The organism is Paenibacillus sp. GP183 (assembly GCF_900104695.1).
Taxonomy (GTDB): Bacteria; Bacillota; Bacilli; order Paenibacillales; family NBRC-103111; genus Paenibacillus_AI.
Genome location: NZ_FNSW01000001.1, coordinates 3,610,663 through 3,630,213, shown reverse-complemented (window position 1 = coordinate 3,630,213; position 19,551 = coordinate 3,610,663). Strand labels below are relative to the sequence as shown.

Genomic DNA, 19,551 nt, shown 5'->3' with positions numbered 1-19,551 from the left:
TTTTAACCCCCTATCTTCCCGGCTACGCTTTGGATCACTTGATCAAAGCTGCCTATCGTTTGCTGTAACGGTTGGCTGAGCACATTGGGATATATGCCCAGGAGCAGAATAAATGCCACCAACGTGATCATTGGAATCGCCTCGATTAAGCGGGCATCCTTCAAGCCCAGCATGTGCTCTGAAGCAGGTCCAAAGGTGATGCTGAGAACCCCTCTGAGCACGTAGACCGCAGTAAGAATGATGCCTAAGGTTCCTATGACCGTTAACACTTTTAACGTACTGAACAACCCCAGGAACGCGAGGAATTCTCCCACGAAACCTGAAAGCCCCGGAAGTCCCAACGAAGCCATGCCCGCAACGAGCAAAATTCCACTAATAAAGGGAACTGAGGCCGACAGGCCGCCGAGCTTATCCAGCTCCGTCGTTTCTGTCCGCTCATATATAATGCCCACCAGCAGGAACATGAGCGCGGATATCAGTCCGTGCGATATCAATTGGAAGATGGCGCCCTGCATGCCGGTAACGTTGAACGCAGCAATACCGAGCAGCACAATGCCCATGTGGCTGATACTGGAATAGGCCAGGACCAGCTTGAAATCTTTTTGCACAAATGCCAGTATGGCTCCATAAAGGATGTTGATGACACCCAGCAGGGCAAGGACCCAAGCCCACTGTCTGGCTTCCTCCGGAAATAAGAGAATGCCGAAACGAATGAGGCCGTAAGCGCCCATTTTCAGCAAAATGCCAGAGTGAATCATGACCACAGAAGGCGGAGCCTCCGTGTGCACCTTCAGCATCCAGGTATGGAACGGGAAGATTGGCAATTTAATCCCGAATGCGATGAGCAGCATGATAAATACGGTCCATTTCAGGCCGCCTCCCAGATAGAACGGATTGTTGGGGGCATTTTGGTTCACATAGGCATTGGGATCCTGAAACAGGTTATGCATGATTGTCTGAATATCGCCGCTGTAAAATATCGAAACTGTTTGACCTTCGACCAGCTGTGAGAATCCCGCGGTACTGACGATAATCAGGAAAGCAATCAGCATAATAGCGGAACCGAGCCCGTTGTAAATGAGGAAACGGTTGGCCGCTCTTTCTTTGTTCATGTACCCCCATATGCCAATCAAGAAGAACATAGGCACGAGTGTAATCTCAAAGAAAAGGAAGAACAGGAATAAATCCTGAGCCATAAACACACCGAACATGCCCGCTTCAAGCAGCAGGAACAGGATGAAATAGAGCTTCCAGCGCTTTTTGATGTAGACGGATGCGAGTGCAGCCATGGTCGAAATTAGAGCCGTCAAGAAAACGAGAGGGAGGGACAAGCCGTCCACGGCCATCGTATATTTAAACTCGAAAAAGAAGGAAGTCAGCTGCTGTTGGAGTCCCTCATGGTTCAACGGGATTTTGATCCAGTCGAGCTGTTCCTTGTACTGCAGCGGATCAGCTGACACTTGATAGGCCACATAAAGCCAGGACGCCAGCAGCAAGGGAATCAAAGTCGCAGCAATTCCAATGGTTTTGATCAAGCTTCCCTTGTCCTTGCGAATAAACAGCAGTACGAGCACGCCCAGCAGAGGTGAGAAGGTGATGAGACTTAAGATCGGTATACTAGCTAACATGGATGAACCTCCTTCCCGCTAAAGCCAACACCAGAATCAAGAGACCAAGCAGGGTGATCAAGCCGTAGGTTTGTACTTGCCCATTTTGCAGTCGCGATCCGACACGGCCTAAGCCTACTACAGCTTGAGTCGTCAAACGCACAAGGCCGTCAACCACATAAAGATCTATGAAATCAAGAATGAGTCCAAGGCCTCTTAAAGGCTTTATGAGAATCAACTCGTAGATTTCATCGATATAATATTTGCGGTTAAGAAGCGTGTACAACCATGGAGCTTTGGCCGAAACCACGTCTCTGGGAATGGAACGTTTCAAATAGATCAAGTAGCCAAGACCAATGCCGAGAAGGCCAACCAGTGTGGAAATGATCATCACGGTCCAATTGGCCGCTTCATGATGCTCATGCCCAGTTAACCATGTTCCGAGCCAAGAGTTAAACGGTGTATTTACAAAACCGGCCACTACCGCAAGCACAGCCAGCACGATCAAAGGCAAGGTCATGGAAGCCGGAGACTCATGCGGTTCATGCTCGGATTTCTGGCTGCCCATAAACACCAGGAAGAACAATCTGGACATATAAAAGGCAGTGAAGAAAGCCGCAATCACACCTACCCAGAACAATAAAGGATGGTGGTCAAAGGCTTCAGCCAAAATCGCATCCTTGGACCAAAAGCCGGAGAAAGGAGGGATACCCGACAAAGCCAGGGCCCCGATGCCGAAGGTCCAGGTGGTGATTTTCATTTTGCGGGACAAGCCGCCCATTTCGTTAATATCCTGCGTATGTACCGCATGAATGACACTGCCTGCGCCAAGGAACAATAGCGCCTTGAAGAACGCATGAGTGAACAGGTGGAAGATGCCGGAGGAATACGAAACGCCGATCCCCAGCGCCATCATCATATAGCCAAGCTGACTGACTGTCGAATAGGCCAAAATTCGCTTGATATCATTCTGCGCAATCCCGATGGTCGCTGCAAAGATGGCCGTAAAGCCGCCTACATAAGCCACTACAAGCAGGGCATCCGGCGAAGCTTGAAAAATATCAAATGTCCGGGCAACCAGGTATACCCCTGCGGCAACCATGGTCGCGGCATGAATCAACGCACTGATTGGCGTTGGACCTTCCATAGCGTCTGGCAGCCAAGTGTGCAGCGGGAATTGTCCGGATTTACCGATGGCCCCTACGAAAATAAGAATAGCAATCCAGGTGACGATAGATGGGTCAATTTTACCCGTTGTAAAGGCATTATGTATGGAGCTAAAGTCCAAAGCATGACCCGGCATGTACCAAAATAACAGCAGAATGCCGAGGAACAAACCGACATCCCCTATACGGGTAACGATGAAAGCCTTCTTGGCGGCCGCTCTTGCTTCCGGCTTGTGATACCAGAACCCCACGAGCAGGAAAGAGCATACACCCACCAGCTCCCAGAAGATATACAGCTCCAGCATATTTTCAGAAATAACAAGACCCAGCATGGAGAACGAAAATAAAGCAATATATGCGAAAAATACGTTAATTCGCGGATCTTCTTTCATATAACCCTTGGAATAAATGTTTACGAGCAAACTCACCAAGGTGACGATGACCAGCATCAGCGAGTTCAAATTCGTCACTTCAAAGCCCATCGACAGCGTGATATCGCCGAGCTTGAGCCAACCCATCTTATCCCAGGTGTAATCCTCGATCCTGCCGCCCAGTCTTTCCAGGAAGATCAGCATGGCCACTACAAAAGAAGCGAACATAGCCACAATACTGATGTTGGTGCCGAGATCTTTCATTTGCCTTCCCATTGCCGTAAGCGCCAGAAAAGCCAGCAGCGGAAACAACGGAATGAGCCATGCGTATTGCGAATAGTCCGATACCATGTCCTTTTTCAGCCTCCTAGCGCTTCATAGAATCCATTTCATTAACATCCGTAGTCCCTTTGTTGCGGTACAGCGTGATCAGAATCGCTATGCCGACCGCAGCTTCAGCAGCCGCTATCGTTATGTTAAAGAGTGAAAAAATTTGTCCGGTCAAATTGGGATGATCGCCCATTCGCGAAAATGCGATTAAATTCAGGTTCACGGCATTGAGCATCAGCTCGATTGATAAAAGCACGATAACGCCGTTCTTTTTGGACAAAGCCCCGTAGAGCCCGATGCAAAACAAGATGGCAGCCAGAGTCAAGTAAGGAGTGATGATGATCAAGGTTAGTCCTCCTCTCTCTTGGCGACCACAATCGCGCCGATAAATGCTAGCGTCAGCAGGACGGACATGATTTCAAAAGGTATGACATGCACGTTATAGAGCAGCTTCCCGATTTCCATGGTGTTGTCTGCTGCAGCTTTGTAGTCTCCTGGAGTGAAAGTGGTGTTCTGAATCGCATAAAAGAGGATACCGAACAGGGCAAGCGCGCCTACAAATGCAAGTCCTGTATGCCAAGGGCGTTTCGGCTCATCTTCTTCACCTGCACGGTGCCTGGTCATCATGATCCCAAATATCATGAGGATCGACATGGCCCCTGCATAAATCAAAACCTGCACAAAAGCTACAAATTCAGCCTCCAAAATCACGTACAAGCCTGCTAAACTGATAAATGTCAGAGCCATGGCGGTCACCATGTGTACCACTTTGGTGAAGCTGATCGTGAATATCGCTCCACCGATGGCCATTAGAGCAAAAACGAAGAAAGCCCAGTTCGAACCGTGCGTAACAAACTCGCTGAACCCGCTAAACATCCTTTTTGGCTCCCCCTTTCGGCATGGCTGAATTGTTCTCTTTGCGAATATTTTGCGTGTTTTCGCTCAGCCACTCCATATTCTTGAATAAATCATCCCGGCTGTAGGAGGCTAGCTCGAAGTTGTTCGTCATGACCACCGCTTCTGTTGGACATACTTCGGTGCAGAGATCGCACAGAATGCAAATTTCGAAGTTGATGTCATACGTGTCGATGACCTTCCCCTTCTTCTCAGGGTCGGGATTAGGCTTGCCTACGAGAGTAATGCACTCCGTCGGGCAAACCTTGGCGCACAAATTGCAAACGATACATTTTTCCGGATCAAAATATTGAATCCCACGGAAGCGATCCGGCATTTCGATCGGGACGTCAGGATATGCATAGGTCACCTTTTTTTGAGTCATGCCTTTGAGGGTTACGCCTAAGCCTTTCATTATGCCCTTCACTTTTATCACCCCATGGTCTTTAAGATATGAGTTGCATGTAAATCGCAGTTACGAAAATATTCAGCAGGGCGAGAGGCAGCAGTACCTTCCAGCCCAGCCCCATCAATTGATCGATGCGCACACGCGGCATGGTAGCCCGCAGCCAAAACATCGTGAATACGATAAAGCAGAATTTGAGCAGAAACCAAATGATGCCCGGCACGAAGTCCAGGAAAACAAACGGTGCATGCCAGCCGCCCAGGAAAAGCACAGTAATCAGGGAAGCTACGGCAAAAACATAAACATACTCGGCAAGCATGAAAAAAGCAAAGCGGAAGCCGCTGTATTCCACATGATAGCCCGCCACCAGCTCGGATTCCGCTTCCGGAAGGTCGAACGGCGTACGGTTCAGCTCGGAAATGCCGGCGATGAAGAAAACGATAAACCCGATGATTTGCGGCAGGAAATGCCAATGCCAGAAGCCTCCGGCTTGATTTTCCACGATCACTCTAAGATTCAAGCTGCTGCTCATCATGATGACACCGATCACGGAAATGACAAGTGGAATCTCATAGCTGATCATTTGTGCCGCGGAACGCATTCCGCCTAGAAGCGCGTACTTGTTATTCGACGCCCAGCCGCCCAGAATAATACCAATGGTAGAAATACCGGATAAGGCCACATAATAGAGCAGCCCCACGTTCAGGTCCGCATTAAACAATTTATCCGTAAAAGGAATGGTGGCAATCACCGCAAAAGCTGGGATAAATGTGATGACCGGAGCGAGAATGAATAAGGTGCGCTCAGCTTTTCGAGGAATGGTGTCCTCTTTGATCAGCAGCTTAAACACATCCGCAACGCTCTGCAAAAGGCCAAACGGCCCTGTTCGGTTAGGTCCGACCCGAAGCTGCATCCAGCCAATGACTTTACGCTCAAAATAAATCGCGTAGGTCACGAAGCCCAGAATAAGCAGCAGCATCACAATGCCCCAGAAGAGAAAAATCGCAAAGTTCGTCCAGCTCAGGTTTTGCTCCAGCAGGGTCATCATTAGGCATCAACCTCCCCGACAACAATATCAATTCCACCCAGGATCGTAATGAGGTTGGTCATCGTTTCACCGACAAGAAGCTTCGGCAGAATCTGCAGGTTCACAAAGGAAGGCCTGCGGAACTTGATCCGGAAAGGCTCCTGCTTGCCGCGGGAAATGATGTAGCAGCCGATTTCTCCGCGTGGCGATTCAATCCGCGAATAGACTTCACCCTCGGCAGGGCGGATCACCCTGGGGACCTTCCCCATGATTTCCCCTTCAGCCGGAATTTGTTCCACGGCTTGCTCCAGGATGCGTAAAGACTGCGTGATTTCTTCCAGACGAATCAAATAGCGAGCATAGCAATCACCGCTGTCGCGTACAGGTACGTCAAACTCGAAGCGGTTATACAAGCTGTATGGCTGATCCTTGCGTAAGTCCCATTTAACTCCGGTACTGCGAAGATTCGCACCGCTAAGTCCATAAGCGATTGCAGTCTTTGCATCGTATTTCCCGATCCCTTTGATACGGCCGAGGAAGATCTCATTGCCGCTTACCAGATTGTTATATTCTACAAGCTTGCCGCGCATATAGGGGATAAATTCTCTAACCTTCTGGATCCAGCCTTCGGGAGCATCCCATTTTACGCCGCCTACACGCATGTAATTGTAAGTTAAGCGCGCACCGCACAATTCATTAAACAGATTGATAATAATTTCACGATCCCGAAAGGCATACAAGAAAGGACTCATTGCCCCAATGTCCAGCAAATAGGTTCCCCACCACACCATATGGCTTGCAATGCGCTGCAGCTCCATAACGATAAGTCGCAAAAACTCGGCGCGTTCCGGAATCTCCAGCTGCATCATCGTTTCCACGGCGTGAACCAGCACGTAATTGTTGGTCATGGCCGAGACATAATCCATGCGATCGGTATAAGGAATGATTTGAGTATAGGAGAGGTCTTCCGCCAGCTTTTCCGTGCCTCTGTGCAGGTAGCCCATGACCGGTATGGCTTCGCGTATGATTTCTCCATCGATTTTGACGATAATGCGGAATACCCCGTGTGTACTGGGATGCTGGGGTCCGACATTTAGAAGCAGTTCTTCAGTCCGTAACAAAAGCTACACCTCCGGGTCCAGCGGTTCATAATCTTTGCGCAATGGGTGTCCGACCCAATCGTCAGGCATCATAATTCTTCTTAAATCCGGATGATCGGAAAAATGAATCCCGAACAAATCGTATACTTCTCTTTCATTCCAGTTCGCGGTTGGCCAAATGGCGGTAACGGAAGGAATGGATGGCTGTTCCCGGTCGGCTTTGACCTTCACGCAGTAATCCTTCTTGCTTGAAAGCGAAAGCAGATGATACACCACTTCCAGGTGCGTTTCCTGATCAACCCCGGATACATTTCGCAAATAATTGCATTGCAGTTCATCATGTATTTTAAAAAGCAGAGCGGTTTCTCCCCACAGATCGTTTTTGATGACGACCAAGGGCAAATGATTGTCTTTTTCATTGATAAAAGCTTGCTCTACGGCTTCTTCGCCAACGTTCTCTTTGATGATCTGCACCAACCTGTCCAGCATCGGCTGGTTCGGCGACGGCTCCTTCGGTGCAGCATCTGCGGCCTCTTCCGCCGGCTTGCCGGCGCGCGCACTTGCCCTAGCCGCTCTCGCTTCCGCGGCAGCCTTCGCCTTGGCTTCCTTCTCGGCGTCGCTCGGCTCCTGCGCCTCTGCAGCCTGAGCTACCGCGGGCTCGTCTGCAGGCTTCGCTGCAGCTGCCGCGTCAGCCGTGTTAGGCGCCGCCGCTACGGTGGGGTCGGCCTCGGAGGCCGCCTTCGTTGCAAGCTCTTGACTCTCTTCCTTGGAAGGAGTCACGCTTTCTTCGGCGTCCGGCTTCTTGTCCTCGCTCATTGATTGGTCACCCGCTTCCCGGTTTTCGCCTCATAGCGAATCTTTTCCTGAAGCTTGTTGATCCCGTAGATCAGCGCTGCCGGGTTCGGCGGACAGCCTGGAATATATACATCCACAGGCACTATTTGATCAACGCCTTTGACCACGGAATAAGACCTCACATAGGGACCGCCTGCAGTTGCGCAAGAGCCCATCGCGATTACCCATTTGGGTTCAGGCATTTGGTCATAAAGACGGCGCAGCAAAGGAGCCATTTTCTTCGTGACCGTTCCGGAAACAATCATGACATCCGATTGCCGCGGGGACGTACGAAAAATGACTCCAAATCGGTCCAAATCATAATGGGAAGCGCCTGTGCCCATCATCTCAATAGCGCAGCAGGCCAAACCAAATGTTAAAGGCCAGAGCGAGTTGCTTCTTGCCCATGCTTTGATCTGCTCTAACGTACCCATAAACACATTGCGGTTCAATTCTTCTCTTTCTTCCGGAGAAATGGAATTTAAATCGAAGTCCATTGCAGCACCTTCTTTTTCCAAGCGTATAGTAAACCTATGGCTAGCAAGGCAACAAAAATACACATTTCCACAAAGGCAAACAAGCCTAATTGCTTATAGGCAACTGCCCACGGGTATAAAAACACCGTTTCCACATCAAAAATCACAAACATCAAAGCAAACAAATAATAGCGAATGTTAAAACGAATTTGACCTTCCCCTACCGGCTCATTCCCGCTCTCGTAGGTGGTGTACTTCTCATCCACCGGCTTGTGCGGCCTTAACAGTTTTCCTGCCGTCAGCGCAACAACGGGAAGCAGAATCCCCAATGCAACAAAGATTGCCACGATGACATAGTTATTTGTGTACATCATCAGTATGTAACCGCCTCCAAGGTTAATTGACTTCTTGATTAAATTCATTCAATTGGGTAATAAGCACCTTAACAATTATATCAAATAGGATTATTCGCGTCGATGCTTAATTGTATCTGCATTTGCTGACTACCTTTTCCAATATTTTCTCAAAATATACCGTCCCAAGGATTGCTCCGTTTGCTTCACAAACAAAGAAGAAAGGCGAAGAGATGGACTCCCTCGCCTTTGTTCGATCGTTCTATTTTCTCTCCGCAACATCGATCCGGTTGACCGCTCTCATCAAGGCAAGCTCGGCACGTTTGACATTCATGTCATGATCTTTGGCCTTTGCCTCAGCTAGACGTTTCTCCGCACGTTCCTTCGCGGATCTTGCCCGATCCAGATCGATTTGTTCCGGCAGCTCGGCGCTTTCCGCCAATATAACCACCTTGTCCTTGCGCACTTCCATGAAGCCGCCGTTCACTGCGATGACCTGGTCGCTTTGACCCTGCCGTTTCACGGTAATCGGAGCAATTTTCAAAGGAGTCACAAGTGGAATGTGATTCGGCAGAATTCCAAGCTCCCCGGCAACGCCCTTAACCACAATCATGCTTGCCTGTTCGGCATAAGCTTTGCGCTCGGGGGTTACTATTTCCAACAGGAATGTACTCACTTGGATTCCCCTCCTTAGAGTTTTCCGTCAGGAAAACTTTCTTCGTAAGCATGAGCTGAGTTTTCCGTCAGGAAAACTTTCTTCGTAAGCATGAGCTGAGTTTTCCGTCAGGAAAACTTTCTTCGTAAGCGTGACTAAACTTTATTACAAAGTTTTGGCTTTCGCGATAGCATCTTCGATCGTGCCCACATTGTGGAACGCTGTTTCCGGAAGGTCATCGTGCTTGCCTTCAAGAATTTCTTTGAAGCTGCGAACGGTTTCTTTAAGCGGCACGTATAGACCAGGGAAACCGTTAAACGGCTCGGCTACGTGCAGCGGCTGGGACAGGAACAAACGAAGGCGGCGTGCCCGTTGCACGATCAGCTTGTCTTCATCCGAAAGTTCGTCCATACCCAAGATCGCGATAATATCCAAAAGCTCTTTATAACGTTGAAGAATTTGTTTTACACCTTGTGCTACCTGGTAATGCTCTTCACCCAGAACTTCTGGAGTCAGAATTCGAGAGGAAGAAGCAAGCGGATCAACCGCAGGGAAAATACCCGCTGCTGCGATACTGCGCTCCAGGTTTGTTGTGGAATCCAAGTGAGCAAATGCTGTGGCTGGAGCTGGATCCGTATAGTCATCGGCAGGAACGTAAATCGCTTGAATCGAAGTTACAGAACCTTTTTTCGTCGATGTAATACGCTCTTGCAATTGACCCATTTCAGTTGCCAATGTAGGTTGGTAACCAACCGCGGAAGGCATACGGCCCAGCAAAGCGGAAACCTCGGAGCCAGCTTGGGTGAAGCGGAAAATGTTGTCGATAAAGAGCAGCACATCTCTTCCTTCTTCATCACGGAAATACTCAGCCATGGTAAGACCGGAGAGCGCCACACGAAGACGTGCACCCGGAGGCTCGTTCATTTGACCGAATACCATCGCTGTTTTGGAAATTACGCCTGAATCGCTCATTTCATGATAGAGGTCATTTCCTTCACGCGTTCTTTCACCAACACCTGCGAATACGGAAATACCACCGTGCTCTTGGGCGATGTTGTGAATCAGCTCTTGCATCGTTACGGTTTTACCCACACCCGCTCCGCCGAATAAACCAACTTTACCACCTTTTGCATAAGGGGCCATCAAGTCAATTACTTTAATCCCTGTCTCCAAAACCTCAGCTTTGGTCGATAATTCGTCGAATGGGGGAGCCGGTTTATGGATAGGGCTCGTTAATGTGCGATCTTCCGGACCGGCACCGTCAATGGCATCACCCAATACGTTAAATACGCGTCCAAGTGTTGCTGGTCCGACAGGCACGGAAATGGCAGCTCCTGTATCAATAGCTTCAGCTCCACGAACCAGCCCGTCTGTCGTGGACATGGCTACACAGCGAACAAGATTATCACCAAGGTGAACAGCCGCTTCAACGGTCGTGCTGGTATCTTGTGCGCCAGCGGTAGCCGCTTTCCTTACAATCTTGATTGCATTAAGAATCTCAGGGAGCTGGCCGCGTTCAAACTCAATGTCCACGACCGGCCCTGTAATATTCACTACGCGCCCTTTGTTCAATGTTTTCCCTCCTAAACTTTCGTCATTGTATCCTTAAGCTTGCGCATTGGCTCCTGCAACAATCTCCGAAATTTCTTGCGTAATCGAAGCCTGACGTGCCCGGTTGTATGCGAGCGTATAGCTGCTGATCATCTCGGTTGCATTCTTCGTTGCGCTGTTCATTGCAGTCATCCTCGCTCCGAATTCACTCGCTTTGCCTTCCAAAACAGCGCTGAAAATGAGCGTTTCCGCATATTTTGGCAGCAGCACTTCCAAAACTCCTTCAGGAGAAGGCTCGTATTCGTAGCTCGCAGTTGCAGCTGCCGGTACGTCATCCATTGGCAGAAGCCTTTTCACTGTCGGGATTTGGGTGATTGCATTCTTAAACTGGTTATATACCAGGAATAACTGGTCATAAGTCCCGTTCTCAAAATTAGCTACAGCTGCAGCAGCAACCGATTTAACATCCGCAAATGCCACGTTATCAGGAACTCCTATTACATCTTGCAAAACCGGAATGTTCCGCTTGCGGAAGAAGTTACTTCCTTTGCGGCCGATGACTAATACGGAATACTCAGCGGCTGACTTATGTCTTTCGCTAATCTCCGCCATAACCTTCCTTAATACGTTAGCGTTATAGCCTCCCGCTAACCCTTTGTCGGAAGTAATGACCAAGTATCCCGTTTTCTTGACTTCACGAGTTTGCAGCATGGGGTGTTTCACACCCTTGGTACCTGCTGCTATACTTCCAACCACTTCTTTCAGCTTGTCGGAGTAAGGCCGTGCGGCTTCCGCTGCTCGCTGAGCTTTTTTCAATTTCGCAGCATAGACCATTTCCATCGCTTTGGTGATTTGTTTGGTATTTTGTGTGGACTTGATCTGGCGCTTAATTTCACGCATCCCTTTTGCCATATCTGCTCACCTCTCTTTCGAGACTTTCTGGAACCCTCTGTTATTCAGAAGCAGCGAAGCCTTTTTTGAACTGGCCAATCGCATCTGTCAATGCTTTATCATTATCTGAAGTGATGTCCTTCGTATCGCGAATGCTTTGAAGAATTTCCGGACGGTTGGATTCCAGGAAGCCCAGGAATTCAGCCTCAAAACGGCGAACATCCTGCACAGGAAGATCATCCAGGTGTCCTTTTACAACGGTATACAGGGATGTTACCTGTTTCTCGAGGGAAAGCGGTTGGTGAACGCCCTGCTTCAAAATTTCAAGTGTACGTACACCGCGGTTTAGTCGAGATTGAGTGGCTTTATCCAAATCGGATCCGAACGCTGCGAACGCTGCGAGCTCACGGTATTGAGCCAAGTCAACGCGAAGGGTACCGGCAACCTTTTTCATGGCTTTAGTTTGAGCGGAACCTCCTACCCGGGAAACAGAGTTACCAATGTTAACCGCTGGACGTTGACCTGAGTAGAACAAATCGGATTCCAGGAAGATTTGTCCGTCTGTAATCGAAATTACGTTCGTAGGAATATAGGCTGAGATGTCACCCGCTTGGGTTTCAATGAAAGGAAGCGCTGTTAATGATCCCCCGCCCAGCTCGTCATTCAACTTGGCTGCACGCTCCAGCAAACGGGAGTGCAAGTAGAATACGTCACCTGGATAAGCTTCCCGACCTGGTGGACGGCGAAGCAGCAAGGAGAGCTCACGATAAGCAGCCGCTTGCTTGGACAAGTCATCATAAACAATCAGCACGTGCTCGCCTTTGTACATGAAGTACTCACCCATAGCGCAACCGGCATAAGGAGCCAGCCACAGCATAGGTGATGGCTCGGAAGCGGAAGCCGTTACGACAATTGTATATTCCAGCGCGCCTGCGCGACGAAGTGTTTCAACAACACCTACAACTGTTGATTGTTTTTGTCCTATGGCAACGTAAATACATTTAACACCGTTACCTTTTTGGTTGATGATAGCATCGATTGCAATGGCGGTTTTACCGATTTGACGGTCACCGATGATCAGCTCACGCTGTCCGCGTCCGATTGGAATCATCGCGTCGATCGCTTTAATTCCCGTTTGCATAGGCTCATGAACCGATTTACGAGCCATAACGCCAGGAGCCGGGGATTCAATAGGACGGGAAGAAGTTGTATTGACAGGACCTTTGCCATCAACAGGTTGTCCTAGAGGATTCACAACACGGCCAAGCAGCTCTTCACCTACTGGAACCTCCATGATGCGGCCGGTGCGTTTCACTTGGTCACCTTCACGAATTTCTGTGTAAGGTCCGAGAATAACGATACCTACGTTGCTCTCTTCCAGGTTCATCGCATAACCCAAGACTCCGTTTGAAAACTCAAGCAGCTCACCTGCCATTACGCTTTCCAAACCATGCGCACGGGCAATACCGTCACCAACTTGAATGACCGTACCTACATCAACAACTTGCAAATCGGATTTATAGTTTTCAATCTGTTGTTTAATCAATGTGCTGATTTCTTCAGGTCTGATACTCAACGAAATTCACCCCTATTCCTACAATACTTGAGTTTGTTGTAACGACTTGGCCAGGCGGCTGAGCTTGCCTGAAATACTTCCGTCATACAAACGGTCGCCAATTCGGACTTGAATGCCTCCGAGCAGCTTCGGATCGATGGCCGTTTCAACTCGAAGGGTCTTGCCGGTTATTTTCTTAAAATGTGCCGCTATGTCCGCAATTTGATTCTTGCTTAAGGCAAAGGCCGAATACACAGTGGCATTGGCTAAGCCTTGAGCTTCATTAGCAATCTTCACATAATCATGAACCAACGCAGGCACAATGTCTTCTCTGCCTTTATCAATCAAAACCTGCAGCATATTCCATACCGGCTCTGATATCTTACCATCAAAGATCTGCTTCAGCAGGTCTTTCTTGACCTTGTTATCGACGCCGGGATGATTCAAAAACTTCTGCAGATCCACATTGCCGATAATTGCATCCGCTACAGATTTCAGCTCTTCCTCCACTTGGGAGATTATGCTTTGCTGCTTCGCCACTTCGAATAGAGCCTTGGCATAGCGTTTTGCTACGACGATGTCACTCATAGGTCGCCTCCTACCTCTTTGAGGTAATGCTCAACCAATTGTTCCTGGGACTTCTCGTCGATTTGCTTTTCAATAATTTTCGAGGCGATCATAACGGACATCGCGCTCACTTGACTGCGCAAAGCTGCAACCGCTTTGTTCTTTTCACTCTCAATATCTTGTAAAGCTTCGTCTTTCAGACGGTTCGTTTCGGCACGAGCTGCATGAATGATTTCATCAGCTTGTTTCGTGCTGGTTTGTTTGGCTTGTTCAATAATATCATAGGCTTCTTTCCTTGCTTGCTGCAGAGCTTGCTTTTGCTCCTCAAGCAGCTGCTCGGATTGTTTACGGCTGTTCTCGGCCGTTTGAATTTGATCCTTGATCATTTGTCTGCGCTTTTCCATCATCCCAAATAAAGGGCCAAAAGCATACTTGGAAAGCAGGAGATACAAAATAAGGAATGCTGCGATTTGTATGAAAAATGTGGACCAATTAATAGTCAAGTAACGTCACTCCCTTCTGATAACATGGGCAAAACGAAGGCGCGGAGGCTTTTGCGACCTTCCCCGCCAAACGAATTCTTAGGCGCGACCCATAAAGAGGAACGCAAGAACCAAAGCTACGACCGGCATTGCCTCTACCAGACCAACCCCGATGAACATGGTTGTTTGAAGTGTACCGCGAAGTTCCGGTTGACGAGAAATACCTTCCAACGCGCGACCTACGATTAAACCGTTACCAATACCTGCACCCAATGCCCCTAAACCAAATACGATTCCTGCTGCTACTAATGCTAAAGCTCCCATTGAGAAAATCCTCCCTTAAATTAAAAAGTATAGTTGTAATTGTTGACTCGAGACTTCCCGAGGTAAGTCTTACTGTTAATGTTGTTCTTCGTGCACCAACGTTTGTGAAATGTAGACCATCGTCAGCATCGTGAAAACGAATGCCTGAATCGCGCCGACAAACACACTGAAGCCCTGCCATGCAATCAAAGGCAATATTCCAAAATAGCCTGCCCCGACGATGACACTAATCATAATTTCACCGGCATAAATGTTGCCGTATAAACGAAAAGCAAGCGTGAGCGGCTTAGATACGACTTCAATCAGATGAAGAATAAGCATCGTGCCTTTATACTCAAAGTAATGAGCGATATAATGCTTCGTATTCCGGGTTAAGCCCAGGAAGTGACTGAGCAAAATAACGATAGCCGTTAATGCGCCCGTAACCGCAATGTCGGCAGTTGGAGATTTCCACCAGGAAACGCCAATTTCATGCTGGCCTTTTGCAGCCGCATCTGCAAAATCTGCGCTGGTGAGGAAGGGATGCCCTGCAATCGTTGCCGACGCGACATCTTTATGCTCGGTAATAAACGAGAAAGGAAGCCCAAGCATGTTTCCGATGAAGATAAACATAATGAGCGTAAGGCCTAACGTGATAAAAGGTTTACCATACTTAGAGCCAATCGTGCTTCCAATAATGTTTTCAACAAACTCGACAGCCCATTCCATAAAGTTTTGCAGCTTGGATGGATTCGTCATTGAGGCTTTTCTTGATGCTGATACCGCAAGGATCAAAACAGCAAGACTTGTAACGAGGATCATAAGAATGGCTGATAGATCGAACTTGAATCCAAAAAGTTCAATTATCGGTACGTGATGTTCCATTTTTTCCATTTTCACCCCTTTCATCGAATGGAATTACTTCCTGGACCTTCCAATAGAAAGAATACCCACCACGAGTGTTGCCAATTGAGCGAAAAAGTATCCGGCAATGGTTGTGGTGAGTGCCACATGCTGCGGATACCGAACGGCAACCAGTCCCGCCAGAGCCGCAATTGCAGCCCTTGTCAGAAACCCCAGGTTCACCTTGCGACCCTTTTTTTCTAACGCGGCCTCCGTGAACTTATGAATTTTCCAGGCCAGGTACCTCGCATTGATCATGCTGGCAACGGATCCGAGCATCAAGCCGGCTGAATAGGGCCTGTATTCTACAAGCAATGCCCAAGCGGCTAAACAAAAGGATAGAAAGAAAAGAAACACATTTTGAACCGTTTTCAGATGGGCCGAAAAATCATCCATTATAGCCCTCCGTAACGTTTAATCAAGAAGTAGATGCTGAACACCGCAGATGCAAGTCCGAGCAGGAAACCGCCGAGTACCCAGAGCTGCCCGCCGAAGACGCGGCTTAACCAATCGCCTAACCAATAACCGGCCAAAAGGCAAACGGCAAAATCGATCCCGATGGCACTTGTCAATGCAGCAGCTCGCCACGGATTATCCTTCGGATCTGATGGTTTCATAGCACCCTCCTGAGAATCCTTATTCATTGTAACGAAGCTAAGCGAGTTTTGTCAATTAAGCTCACCTATCAGCGAGAGCGGCGTGCACGCAACAAAACCCTTGCAAATCAAGGCTTAGCGGTTCCTCAAACCAAACAGTATAACTGTACGCTATGGAGTTTGTCATGATTTTGTCACGGATGAAAAGACTCGGGGCACTGCTGGGCATGGCCGAAGTGATGAAGAATCCCCTGAACGATTCTTTGCGACGCTTTTCCGTCACCATAAGGATTGGCAGCTTGGCTCATCTGCGTGTAAAGCTCGGAGTCCGTCAGAAGAGCTCGAGCTCTAGTGTAAACCTTTTCTTCATCGGTTCCAACAAGCTCCAGAGTACCTGCTTCTATTCCTTCCGGACGCTCCGTAGTCTCTCGCAACACAAGAACCGGAACCCCGAAGGATGGCGCTTCTTCCTGCAAACCGCCGGAATCCGTGAGGATCATGTAAGCGTGCGGGTAGAAGTTATGAAATTCGAATACGTCCAGCGGATCGATTAGCCTGATTCTAGGGTGATCTCCAAGAATCTCATAAGCCGTTTCCCTAACAGCGGGGCTGGGATGTACCGGATACACAATGGCAATATCCTCGAATTCATCGGCAATACGGCGGACCGCCCGGAAAATCTGACGATGCGGCTCTCCTTGAGCTTCACGGCGATGAGCGGTCATCAGGATCAACCTGCGGCCACTTGCCCATTCAAGCACAGGATGATCAAACTCCTTTTGCACCGTGTATTGGAATACATCGGTTACTGTATTGCCCGTCACATAAATACTCGAATCCGGTTTATTCTCCTTGCGCAGATTATTAGCCGACCACTGAGTCGGGGCAAAATGCAAATCAGCCAGCACCCCTGTCAATTGACGGTTCATTTCTTCAGGAAATGGCGCTTGCTTATTCCAGGTACGAAGCCCCGCTTCCACGTGACCTACCTGAATCTGCTGCATGAATGCCGCATAGCTTGCCAGGAACGTAGTCAAGGTATCGCCGTGAACCAGAATGAGATCCGGTCTGGCCTCCTGGAACACAGGCTCCAATCCCTGCAGCACACGAATCGTAATTTCATTGAGCGTCTGCCTGTCCTTCATCACATTCAAATCGAAATCCGGCTGTATCCGGAAAATGTCCAGCACCTGGTCCAGCATTTGACGATGCTGCGCGGTTACACAGACCAGAGGCTCTATATGCTCCGGATGCTTTTGCAATTCCAGGATAAGTGGCGCCATTTTAACGGCTTCAGGCCTTGTCCCAAAAATGGTAATGATTTTCAATCGTTTCATCGTGTTCACCTTTTCTTTGTCTACTTTGTGCCGAATAAACGGTCTCCCGCATCGCCGAGACCCGGAACAATATAGCCGTGGTCATTCAAGTAATCGTCCACCGCGGCTACGTAAATATCTACATTCGGGTGTGCGTTTTGGACAGCTTTGATGCCCTCAGGCGCAGCGATCAAGCACATCAATTTAATCTGGGTACAGCCTCTGCTGGCGAGAACTTCAATCGCCGCATTGGCCGATCCTCCCGTTGCCAGCATGGGATCTATCACAATGATTTCACGTTCTTGAACGTCAGTAGGCAATTTCACATAATATTCTACCGGTTGAAGTGTATCCGGATCGCGATAAAGACCGATATGTCCCACCTTTGCTGCAGGAAGCAGCTTCAAAATGCCGTCCACCATGCCGAGACCGGCTCGCAAAATCGGAATCAGCCCAAGCATTCTACCGGATATAATACGACAATTGGCCGTGGTTATAGGTGTTTTTACCTGCACATCTTCAAGCGAGATGTCTCTGGTTATTTCGTAAGCCATTAAAGTGGCAACTTCGTCTACCAGCTCGCGAAAATCTTTCGTTTTTGTGTTCTCGTCTCTTATGTACGTCAGCTTATGCTGTATGAGCGGATGATCACAAATAAATACTTTCCCCATACCCGTCCTCCTAGAGTTTTCGTCGGCAAACCTTGTTTATTATATCATATGTTATCCGACTTATCTTCTACATACAACAAGTGGCAATTCTGAGTATCCAATCGGACAGTTGACCTCGGAAATTGCCTGTATATTTCCCGGGAAATATCCTTATACAATGAAACAGGCCGGCTATGAAGCCGACCTTGGATCATAAAGAAATGAGTTAGTAAGACAATCCCGGATAAAGCGGGAACTGGGCTGTAAGGTCCTTGACCATGCCTCTCGCTTTGTTTAATGCTGCTTCATCAGAAGGATTTTTAATAGTCAGCGCGATGATTTGCGCGATTGTTTTCATAGCGGCCTGATCCATGCCTCTGGAGGTGGCGGCCGGTGTTCCGATGCGGATACCGCTGGTGATGAACGGGCTGGTTGGATCGAAAGGAATTGCATTCTTGTTCACGGTCACACCCACCTCGTCCAGAATATGCTCGGCATCCTTACCGCTGATATTTTGGCTGCGCAGGTCAACGAGCAGCAAGTGATTATCCGTACCGCCAGAAACAATATGGAGGCCTTCTGCCTGTAAAGCATCGGCAAGGGTCTGTGCGTTTTTGATCACATTTTGCGAGTAAGTTTTAAATTCCGGCTTCAAGGCTTCACCAAATGAAACAGCTTTAGCAGCAATGGTGTGCATCAGAGGTCCGCCTTGCGAGCCAGGAAAGACGGCTTTATCAATCGCTGCTGCCCACGATTTGCGGGTAAGGATCATCCCGCCGCGAGGACCGCGAAGCGTTTTATGTGTAGTCGTCGTAACGAAGTGAGCGTGCGGGACCGGATTCGGATGCAGGCCGGCAGCCACAAGACCCGCGATATGTGCCATGTCAACGAAGAAAAAGGCGCCTACATCATTAGCAATTCGAGCAAGCGCTTCGAAATCGATCGTTCGCGGATAAGCGCTGGCACCGGCTACAAGCATGCGCGGCTTATGCTTGAACGCCAATTTACGAACTTCATCGTAATCAATGCGGAAATCTTTTTCGCTTACGCCGTAAGGAACGAAGTTATAGAAAATACCGGAAGCATTGACAGGACTGCCATGCGTTAGATGACCGCCATGTGCCAGATTCATACCAAGAACAGTATCGCCATGACTGAGTGCCGCAAGGTAAACAGCCATATTGGCCTGCGCACCGGAATGAGGCTGAACATTCGCATGCTCGGCACCGAACAGCTCCGTTGCACGGTCACGTGCGATGTTTTCCACAATATCGACGTATTCACAGCCGCCATAATATCTTTTGCCCGGATAGCCTTCCGCATATTTGTTAGTTAAAACCGTACCCATAGCTTCAAGCACCGCTTGGCTTACAAAGTTCTCAGAAGCAATCAACTCAATTTTGTCGCGTTGGCGGCCAATTTCCAAATTCATAGCTTTCACAATTTCTGGGTCTTGCTTGCTTAAATGTGCTGTCATTTTTATTTCCTCCTAGTGGCGTATCCTCTATATTTTAAAAA

The 19,551-nt window shown here is 48.7% G+C and carries 23 protein-coding genes; all 23 read right to left on the bottom strand.

What is annotated here, in order from left to right:
- Positions 1-2 precede the first annotated feature (2 nt).
- Positions 3-1,628 carry a complex I subunit 4 family protein gene (locus BLV33_RS17925; protein WP_090794621.1) on the bottom strand — a complete coding sequence of 542 codons (1,626 nt, stop codon included), beginning with the start codon at positions 1,626-1,628 and terminating at the stop codon, positions 3-5.
- Positions 1,618-3,495: an NADH-quinone oxidoreductase subunit L gene (gene nuoL, locus BLV33_RS17920; RefSeq protein WP_090794620.1), complete on the bottom strand. Its 1,878-nt coding sequence runs from the start codon at positions 3,493-3,495 to the stop codon at positions 1,618-1,620. The genes BLV33_RS17925 and nuoL overlap by 11 nt, the downstream gene beginning before the upstream one ends.
- Before the next feature lie 16 nt (positions 3,496-3,511).
- Positions 3,512-3,820, bottom strand: coding sequence for an NADH-quinone oxidoreductase subunit NuoK (gene nuoK / locus BLV33_RS17915; RefSeq protein WP_090794619.1), 309 nt, complete (start codon positions 3,818-3,820; stop codon positions 3,512-3,514).
- A 2-nt stretch (positions 3,821-3,822) separates the two neighbouring features.
- Positions 3,823-4,350 (bottom strand): NADH-quinone oxidoreductase subunit J, encoded by a 528-nt coding sequence (locus BLV33_RS17910; protein WP_090794618.1) that lies wholly within the window; start codon positions 4,348-4,350, stop codon positions 3,823-3,825.
- The gene (gene nuoI, locus BLV33_RS17905) at positions 4,343-4,795 is read right to left on the bottom strand and encodes an NADH-quinone oxidoreductase subunit NuoI (RefSeq protein WP_090794617.1); all 453 of its coding nucleotides are present in this window, start codon (positions 4,793-4,795) and stop codon (positions 4,343-4,345) included. The genes BLV33_RS17910 and nuoI overlap by 8 nt, the downstream gene beginning before the upstream one ends.
- 19 nt (positions 4,796-4,814) lie before the next feature.
- Positions 4,815-5,822, bottom strand: coding sequence for an NADH-quinone oxidoreductase subunit NuoH (gene nuoH, locus BLV33_RS17900; RefSeq protein ID WP_090794616.1), 1,008 nt, complete (start codon positions 5,820-5,822; stop codon positions 4,815-4,817).
- The gene (locus BLV33_RS17895) at positions 5,822-6,922 is read right to left on the bottom strand and encodes an NADH-quinone oxidoreductase subunit D (RefSeq protein ID WP_090794615.1); all 1,101 of its coding nucleotides are present in this window, start codon (positions 6,920-6,922) and stop codon (positions 5,822-5,824) included. Before BLV33_RS17895 ends, nuoH begins: the two co-directional genes overlap by 1 nt.
- A 3-nt stretch (positions 6,923-6,925) precedes the next feature.
- A complete protein-coding gene (locus tag BLV33_RS30480; protein ID WP_090794614.1) occupies positions 6,926-7,717 on the bottom strand; it encodes an NADH-quinone oxidoreductase subunit C in 792 nt (263 codons plus the stop codon).
- Positions 7,714-8,232 carry a NuoB/complex I 20 kDa subunit family protein gene (locus tag BLV33_RS17885; RefSeq protein WP_090794613.1) on the bottom strand — a complete coding sequence of 173 codons (519 nt, stop codon included), beginning with the start codon at positions 8,230-8,232 and terminating at the stop codon, positions 7,714-7,716. Before BLV33_RS17885 ends, BLV33_RS30480 begins: the two co-directional genes overlap by 4 nt.
- The gene (locus BLV33_RS17880) at positions 8,217-8,582 is read right to left on the bottom strand and encodes an NADH-quinone oxidoreductase subunit A (protein WP_090799029.1); all 366 of its coding nucleotides are present in this window, start codon (positions 8,580-8,582) and stop codon (positions 8,217-8,219) included. The genes BLV33_RS17885 and BLV33_RS17880 overlap by 16 nt, the downstream gene beginning before the upstream one ends.
- Before the next feature lie 244 nt (positions 8,583-8,826).
- A complete protein-coding gene (locus BLV33_RS17875) occupies positions 8,827-9,240 on the bottom strand; it encodes a F0F1 ATP synthase subunit epsilon (protein ID WP_090794612.1) in 414 nt (137 codons plus the stop codon).
- 144 nt (positions 9,241-9,384) lie between these two features.
- Entirely contained in the window at positions 9,385-10,791 is a 1,407-nt protein-coding gene (gene atpD, locus BLV33_RS17870) for a F0F1 ATP synthase subunit beta (RefSeq protein ID WP_090794611.1), read from the bottom strand.
- Between the two features lie 33 nt (positions 10,792-10,824).
- On the bottom strand, positions 10,825-11,682 hold the full coding sequence (atpG, locus tag BLV33_RS17865) for an ATP synthase F1 subunit gamma (protein WP_090794610.1): 858 nt from the start codon (positions 11,680-11,682) through the stop codon (positions 10,825-10,827).
- A gap of 40 nt (positions 11,683-11,722) precedes the next feature.
- On the bottom strand, positions 11,723-13,237 hold the full coding sequence (gene atpA, locus BLV33_RS17860; RefSeq protein WP_090794609.1) for a F0F1 ATP synthase subunit alpha: 1,515 nt from the start codon (positions 13,235-13,237) through the stop codon (positions 11,723-11,725).
- 18 nt (positions 13,238-13,255) lie between these two features.
- Positions 13,256-13,804 (bottom strand): F0F1 ATP synthase subunit delta, encoded by a 549-nt coding sequence (locus BLV33_RS17855; RefSeq protein WP_090794608.1) that lies wholly within the window; start codon positions 13,802-13,804, stop codon positions 13,256-13,258.
- Positions 13,801-14,286: a F0F1 ATP synthase subunit B gene (gene atpF, locus BLV33_RS17850; RefSeq protein WP_090794607.1), complete on the bottom strand. Its 486-nt coding sequence runs from the start codon at positions 14,284-14,286 to the stop codon at positions 13,801-13,803. The genes BLV33_RS17855 and atpF overlap by 4 nt, the downstream gene beginning before the upstream one ends.
- 78 nt (positions 14,287-14,364) lie before the next feature.
- Positions 14,365-14,589 carry a F0F1 ATP synthase subunit C gene (gene atpE, locus BLV33_RS17845; RefSeq protein WP_090794606.1) on the bottom strand — a complete coding sequence of 75 codons (225 nt, stop codon included), beginning with the start codon at positions 14,587-14,589 and terminating at the stop codon, positions 14,365-14,367.
- 75 nt (positions 14,590-14,664) lie between these two features.
- Complete coding sequence (gene atpB, locus BLV33_RS17840; RefSeq protein WP_090799027.1) at positions 14,665-15,453, bottom strand: F0F1 ATP synthase subunit A; 789 nt, start codon at positions 15,451-15,453, stop codon at positions 14,665-14,667.
- Between the two features lie 33 nt (positions 15,454-15,486).
- Positions 15,487-15,867, bottom strand: a complete 381-nt coding sequence (locus tag BLV33_RS17835; RefSeq protein ID WP_090794605.1) for an ATP synthase subunit I — start codon at positions 15,865-15,867, stop codon at positions 15,487-15,489.
- Complete coding sequence (locus BLV33_RS17830; protein ID WP_139305767.1) at positions 15,867-16,088, bottom strand: AtpZ/AtpI family protein; 222 nt, start codon at positions 16,086-16,088, stop codon at positions 15,867-15,869. The genes BLV33_RS17835 and BLV33_RS17830 overlap by 1 nt, the downstream gene beginning before the upstream one ends.
- Positions 16,089-16,261: 173 nt before the next feature.
- The gene (gene wecB / locus BLV33_RS17825; RefSeq protein ID WP_090794603.1) at positions 16,262-17,404 is read right to left on the bottom strand and encodes a non-hydrolyzing UDP-N-acetylglucosamine 2-epimerase; all 1,143 of its coding nucleotides are present in this window, start codon (positions 17,402-17,404) and stop codon (positions 16,262-16,264) included.
- A 20-nt stretch (positions 17,405-17,424) separates the two neighbouring features.
- Positions 17,425-18,054: a uracil phosphoribosyltransferase gene (gene upp, locus BLV33_RS17820; protein WP_090794602.1), complete on the bottom strand. Its 630-nt coding sequence runs from the start codon at positions 18,052-18,054 to the stop codon at positions 17,425-17,427.
- Positions 18,055-18,259: 205 nt separating this feature from the next.
- A complete protein-coding gene (gene glyA / locus BLV33_RS17815; RefSeq protein ID WP_090794601.1) occupies positions 18,260-19,510 on the bottom strand; it encodes a serine hydroxymethyltransferase in 1,251 nt (416 codons plus the stop codon).
- Between the last annotated feature and the right edge of the window lie 41 nt (positions 19,511-19,551).

Excerpts from the sequence above, each read along its gene's own strand:
- BLV33_RS17925 (WP_090794621.1), bottom strand. The coding sequence starts at position 1,628 with ATGTTAGCTAGTATACCGATCTTAAGTCTCATCACCTTCTCACCTCTG.
- nuoL (WP_090794620.1), bottom strand. The coding sequence starts at position 3,495 with ATGGTATCGGACTATTCGCAATACGCATGGCTCATTCCGTTGTTTCCG.
- BLV33_RS17910 (WP_090794618.1), bottom strand. The coding sequence starts at position 4,350 with ATGTTTAGCGGGTTCAGCGAGTTTGTTACGCACGGTTCGAACTGGGCT.
- nuoH (WP_090794616.1), bottom strand. The coding sequence starts at position 5,822 with ATGATGACCCTGCTGGAGCAAAACCTGAGCTGGACGAACTTTGCGATT.
- BLV33_RS30480 (WP_090794614.1), bottom strand. The coding sequence starts at position 7,717 with ATGAGCGAGGACAAGAAGCCGGACGCCGAAGAAAGCGTGACTCCTTCC.
- BLV33_RS17885 (WP_090794613.1), bottom strand. The coding sequence starts at position 8,232 with ATGGACTTCGATTTAAATTCCATTTCTCCGGAAGAAAGAGAAGAATTG.
- BLV33_RS17880 (WP_090799029.1), bottom strand. The coding sequence starts at position 8,582 with ATGTACACAAATAACTATGTCATCGTGGCAATCTTTGTTGCATTGGGG.
- atpG (WP_090794610.1), bottom strand. The coding sequence starts at position 11,682 with ATGGCAAAAGGGATGCGTGAAATTAAGCGCCAGATCAAGTCCACACAA.
- BLV33_RS17855 (WP_090794608.1), bottom strand. The coding sequence starts at position 13,804 with ATGAGTGACATCGTCGTAGCAAAACGCTATGCCAAGGCTCTATTCGAA.
- atpE (WP_090794606.1), bottom strand. The coding sequence starts at position 14,589 with ATGGGAGCTTTAGCATTAGTAGCAGCAGGAATCGTATTTGGTTTAGGG.
- atpB (WP_090799027.1), bottom strand. The coding sequence starts at position 15,453 with ATGGAACATCACGTACCGATAATTGAACTTTTTGGATTCAAGTTCGAT.
- BLV33_RS17835 (WP_090794605.1), bottom strand. The coding sequence starts at position 15,867 with ATGGATGATTTTTCGGCCCATCTGAAAACGGTTCAAAATGTGTTTCTT.
- BLV33_RS17830 (WP_139305767.1), bottom strand. The coding sequence starts at position 16,088 with ATGAAACCATCAGATCCGAAGGATAATCCGTGGCGAGCTGCTGCATTG.
- wecB (WP_090794603.1), bottom strand. The coding sequence starts at position 17,404 with ATGAAACGATTGAAAATCATTACCATTTTTGGGACAAGGCCTGAAGCC.
- upp (WP_090794602.1), bottom strand. The coding sequence starts at position 18,054 with ATGGGGAAAGTATTTATTTGTGATCATCCGCTCATACAGCATAAGCTG.
- glyA (WP_090794601.1), bottom strand. The coding sequence starts at position 19,510 with ATGACAGCACATTTAAGCAAGCAAGACCCAGAAATTGTGAAAGCTATG.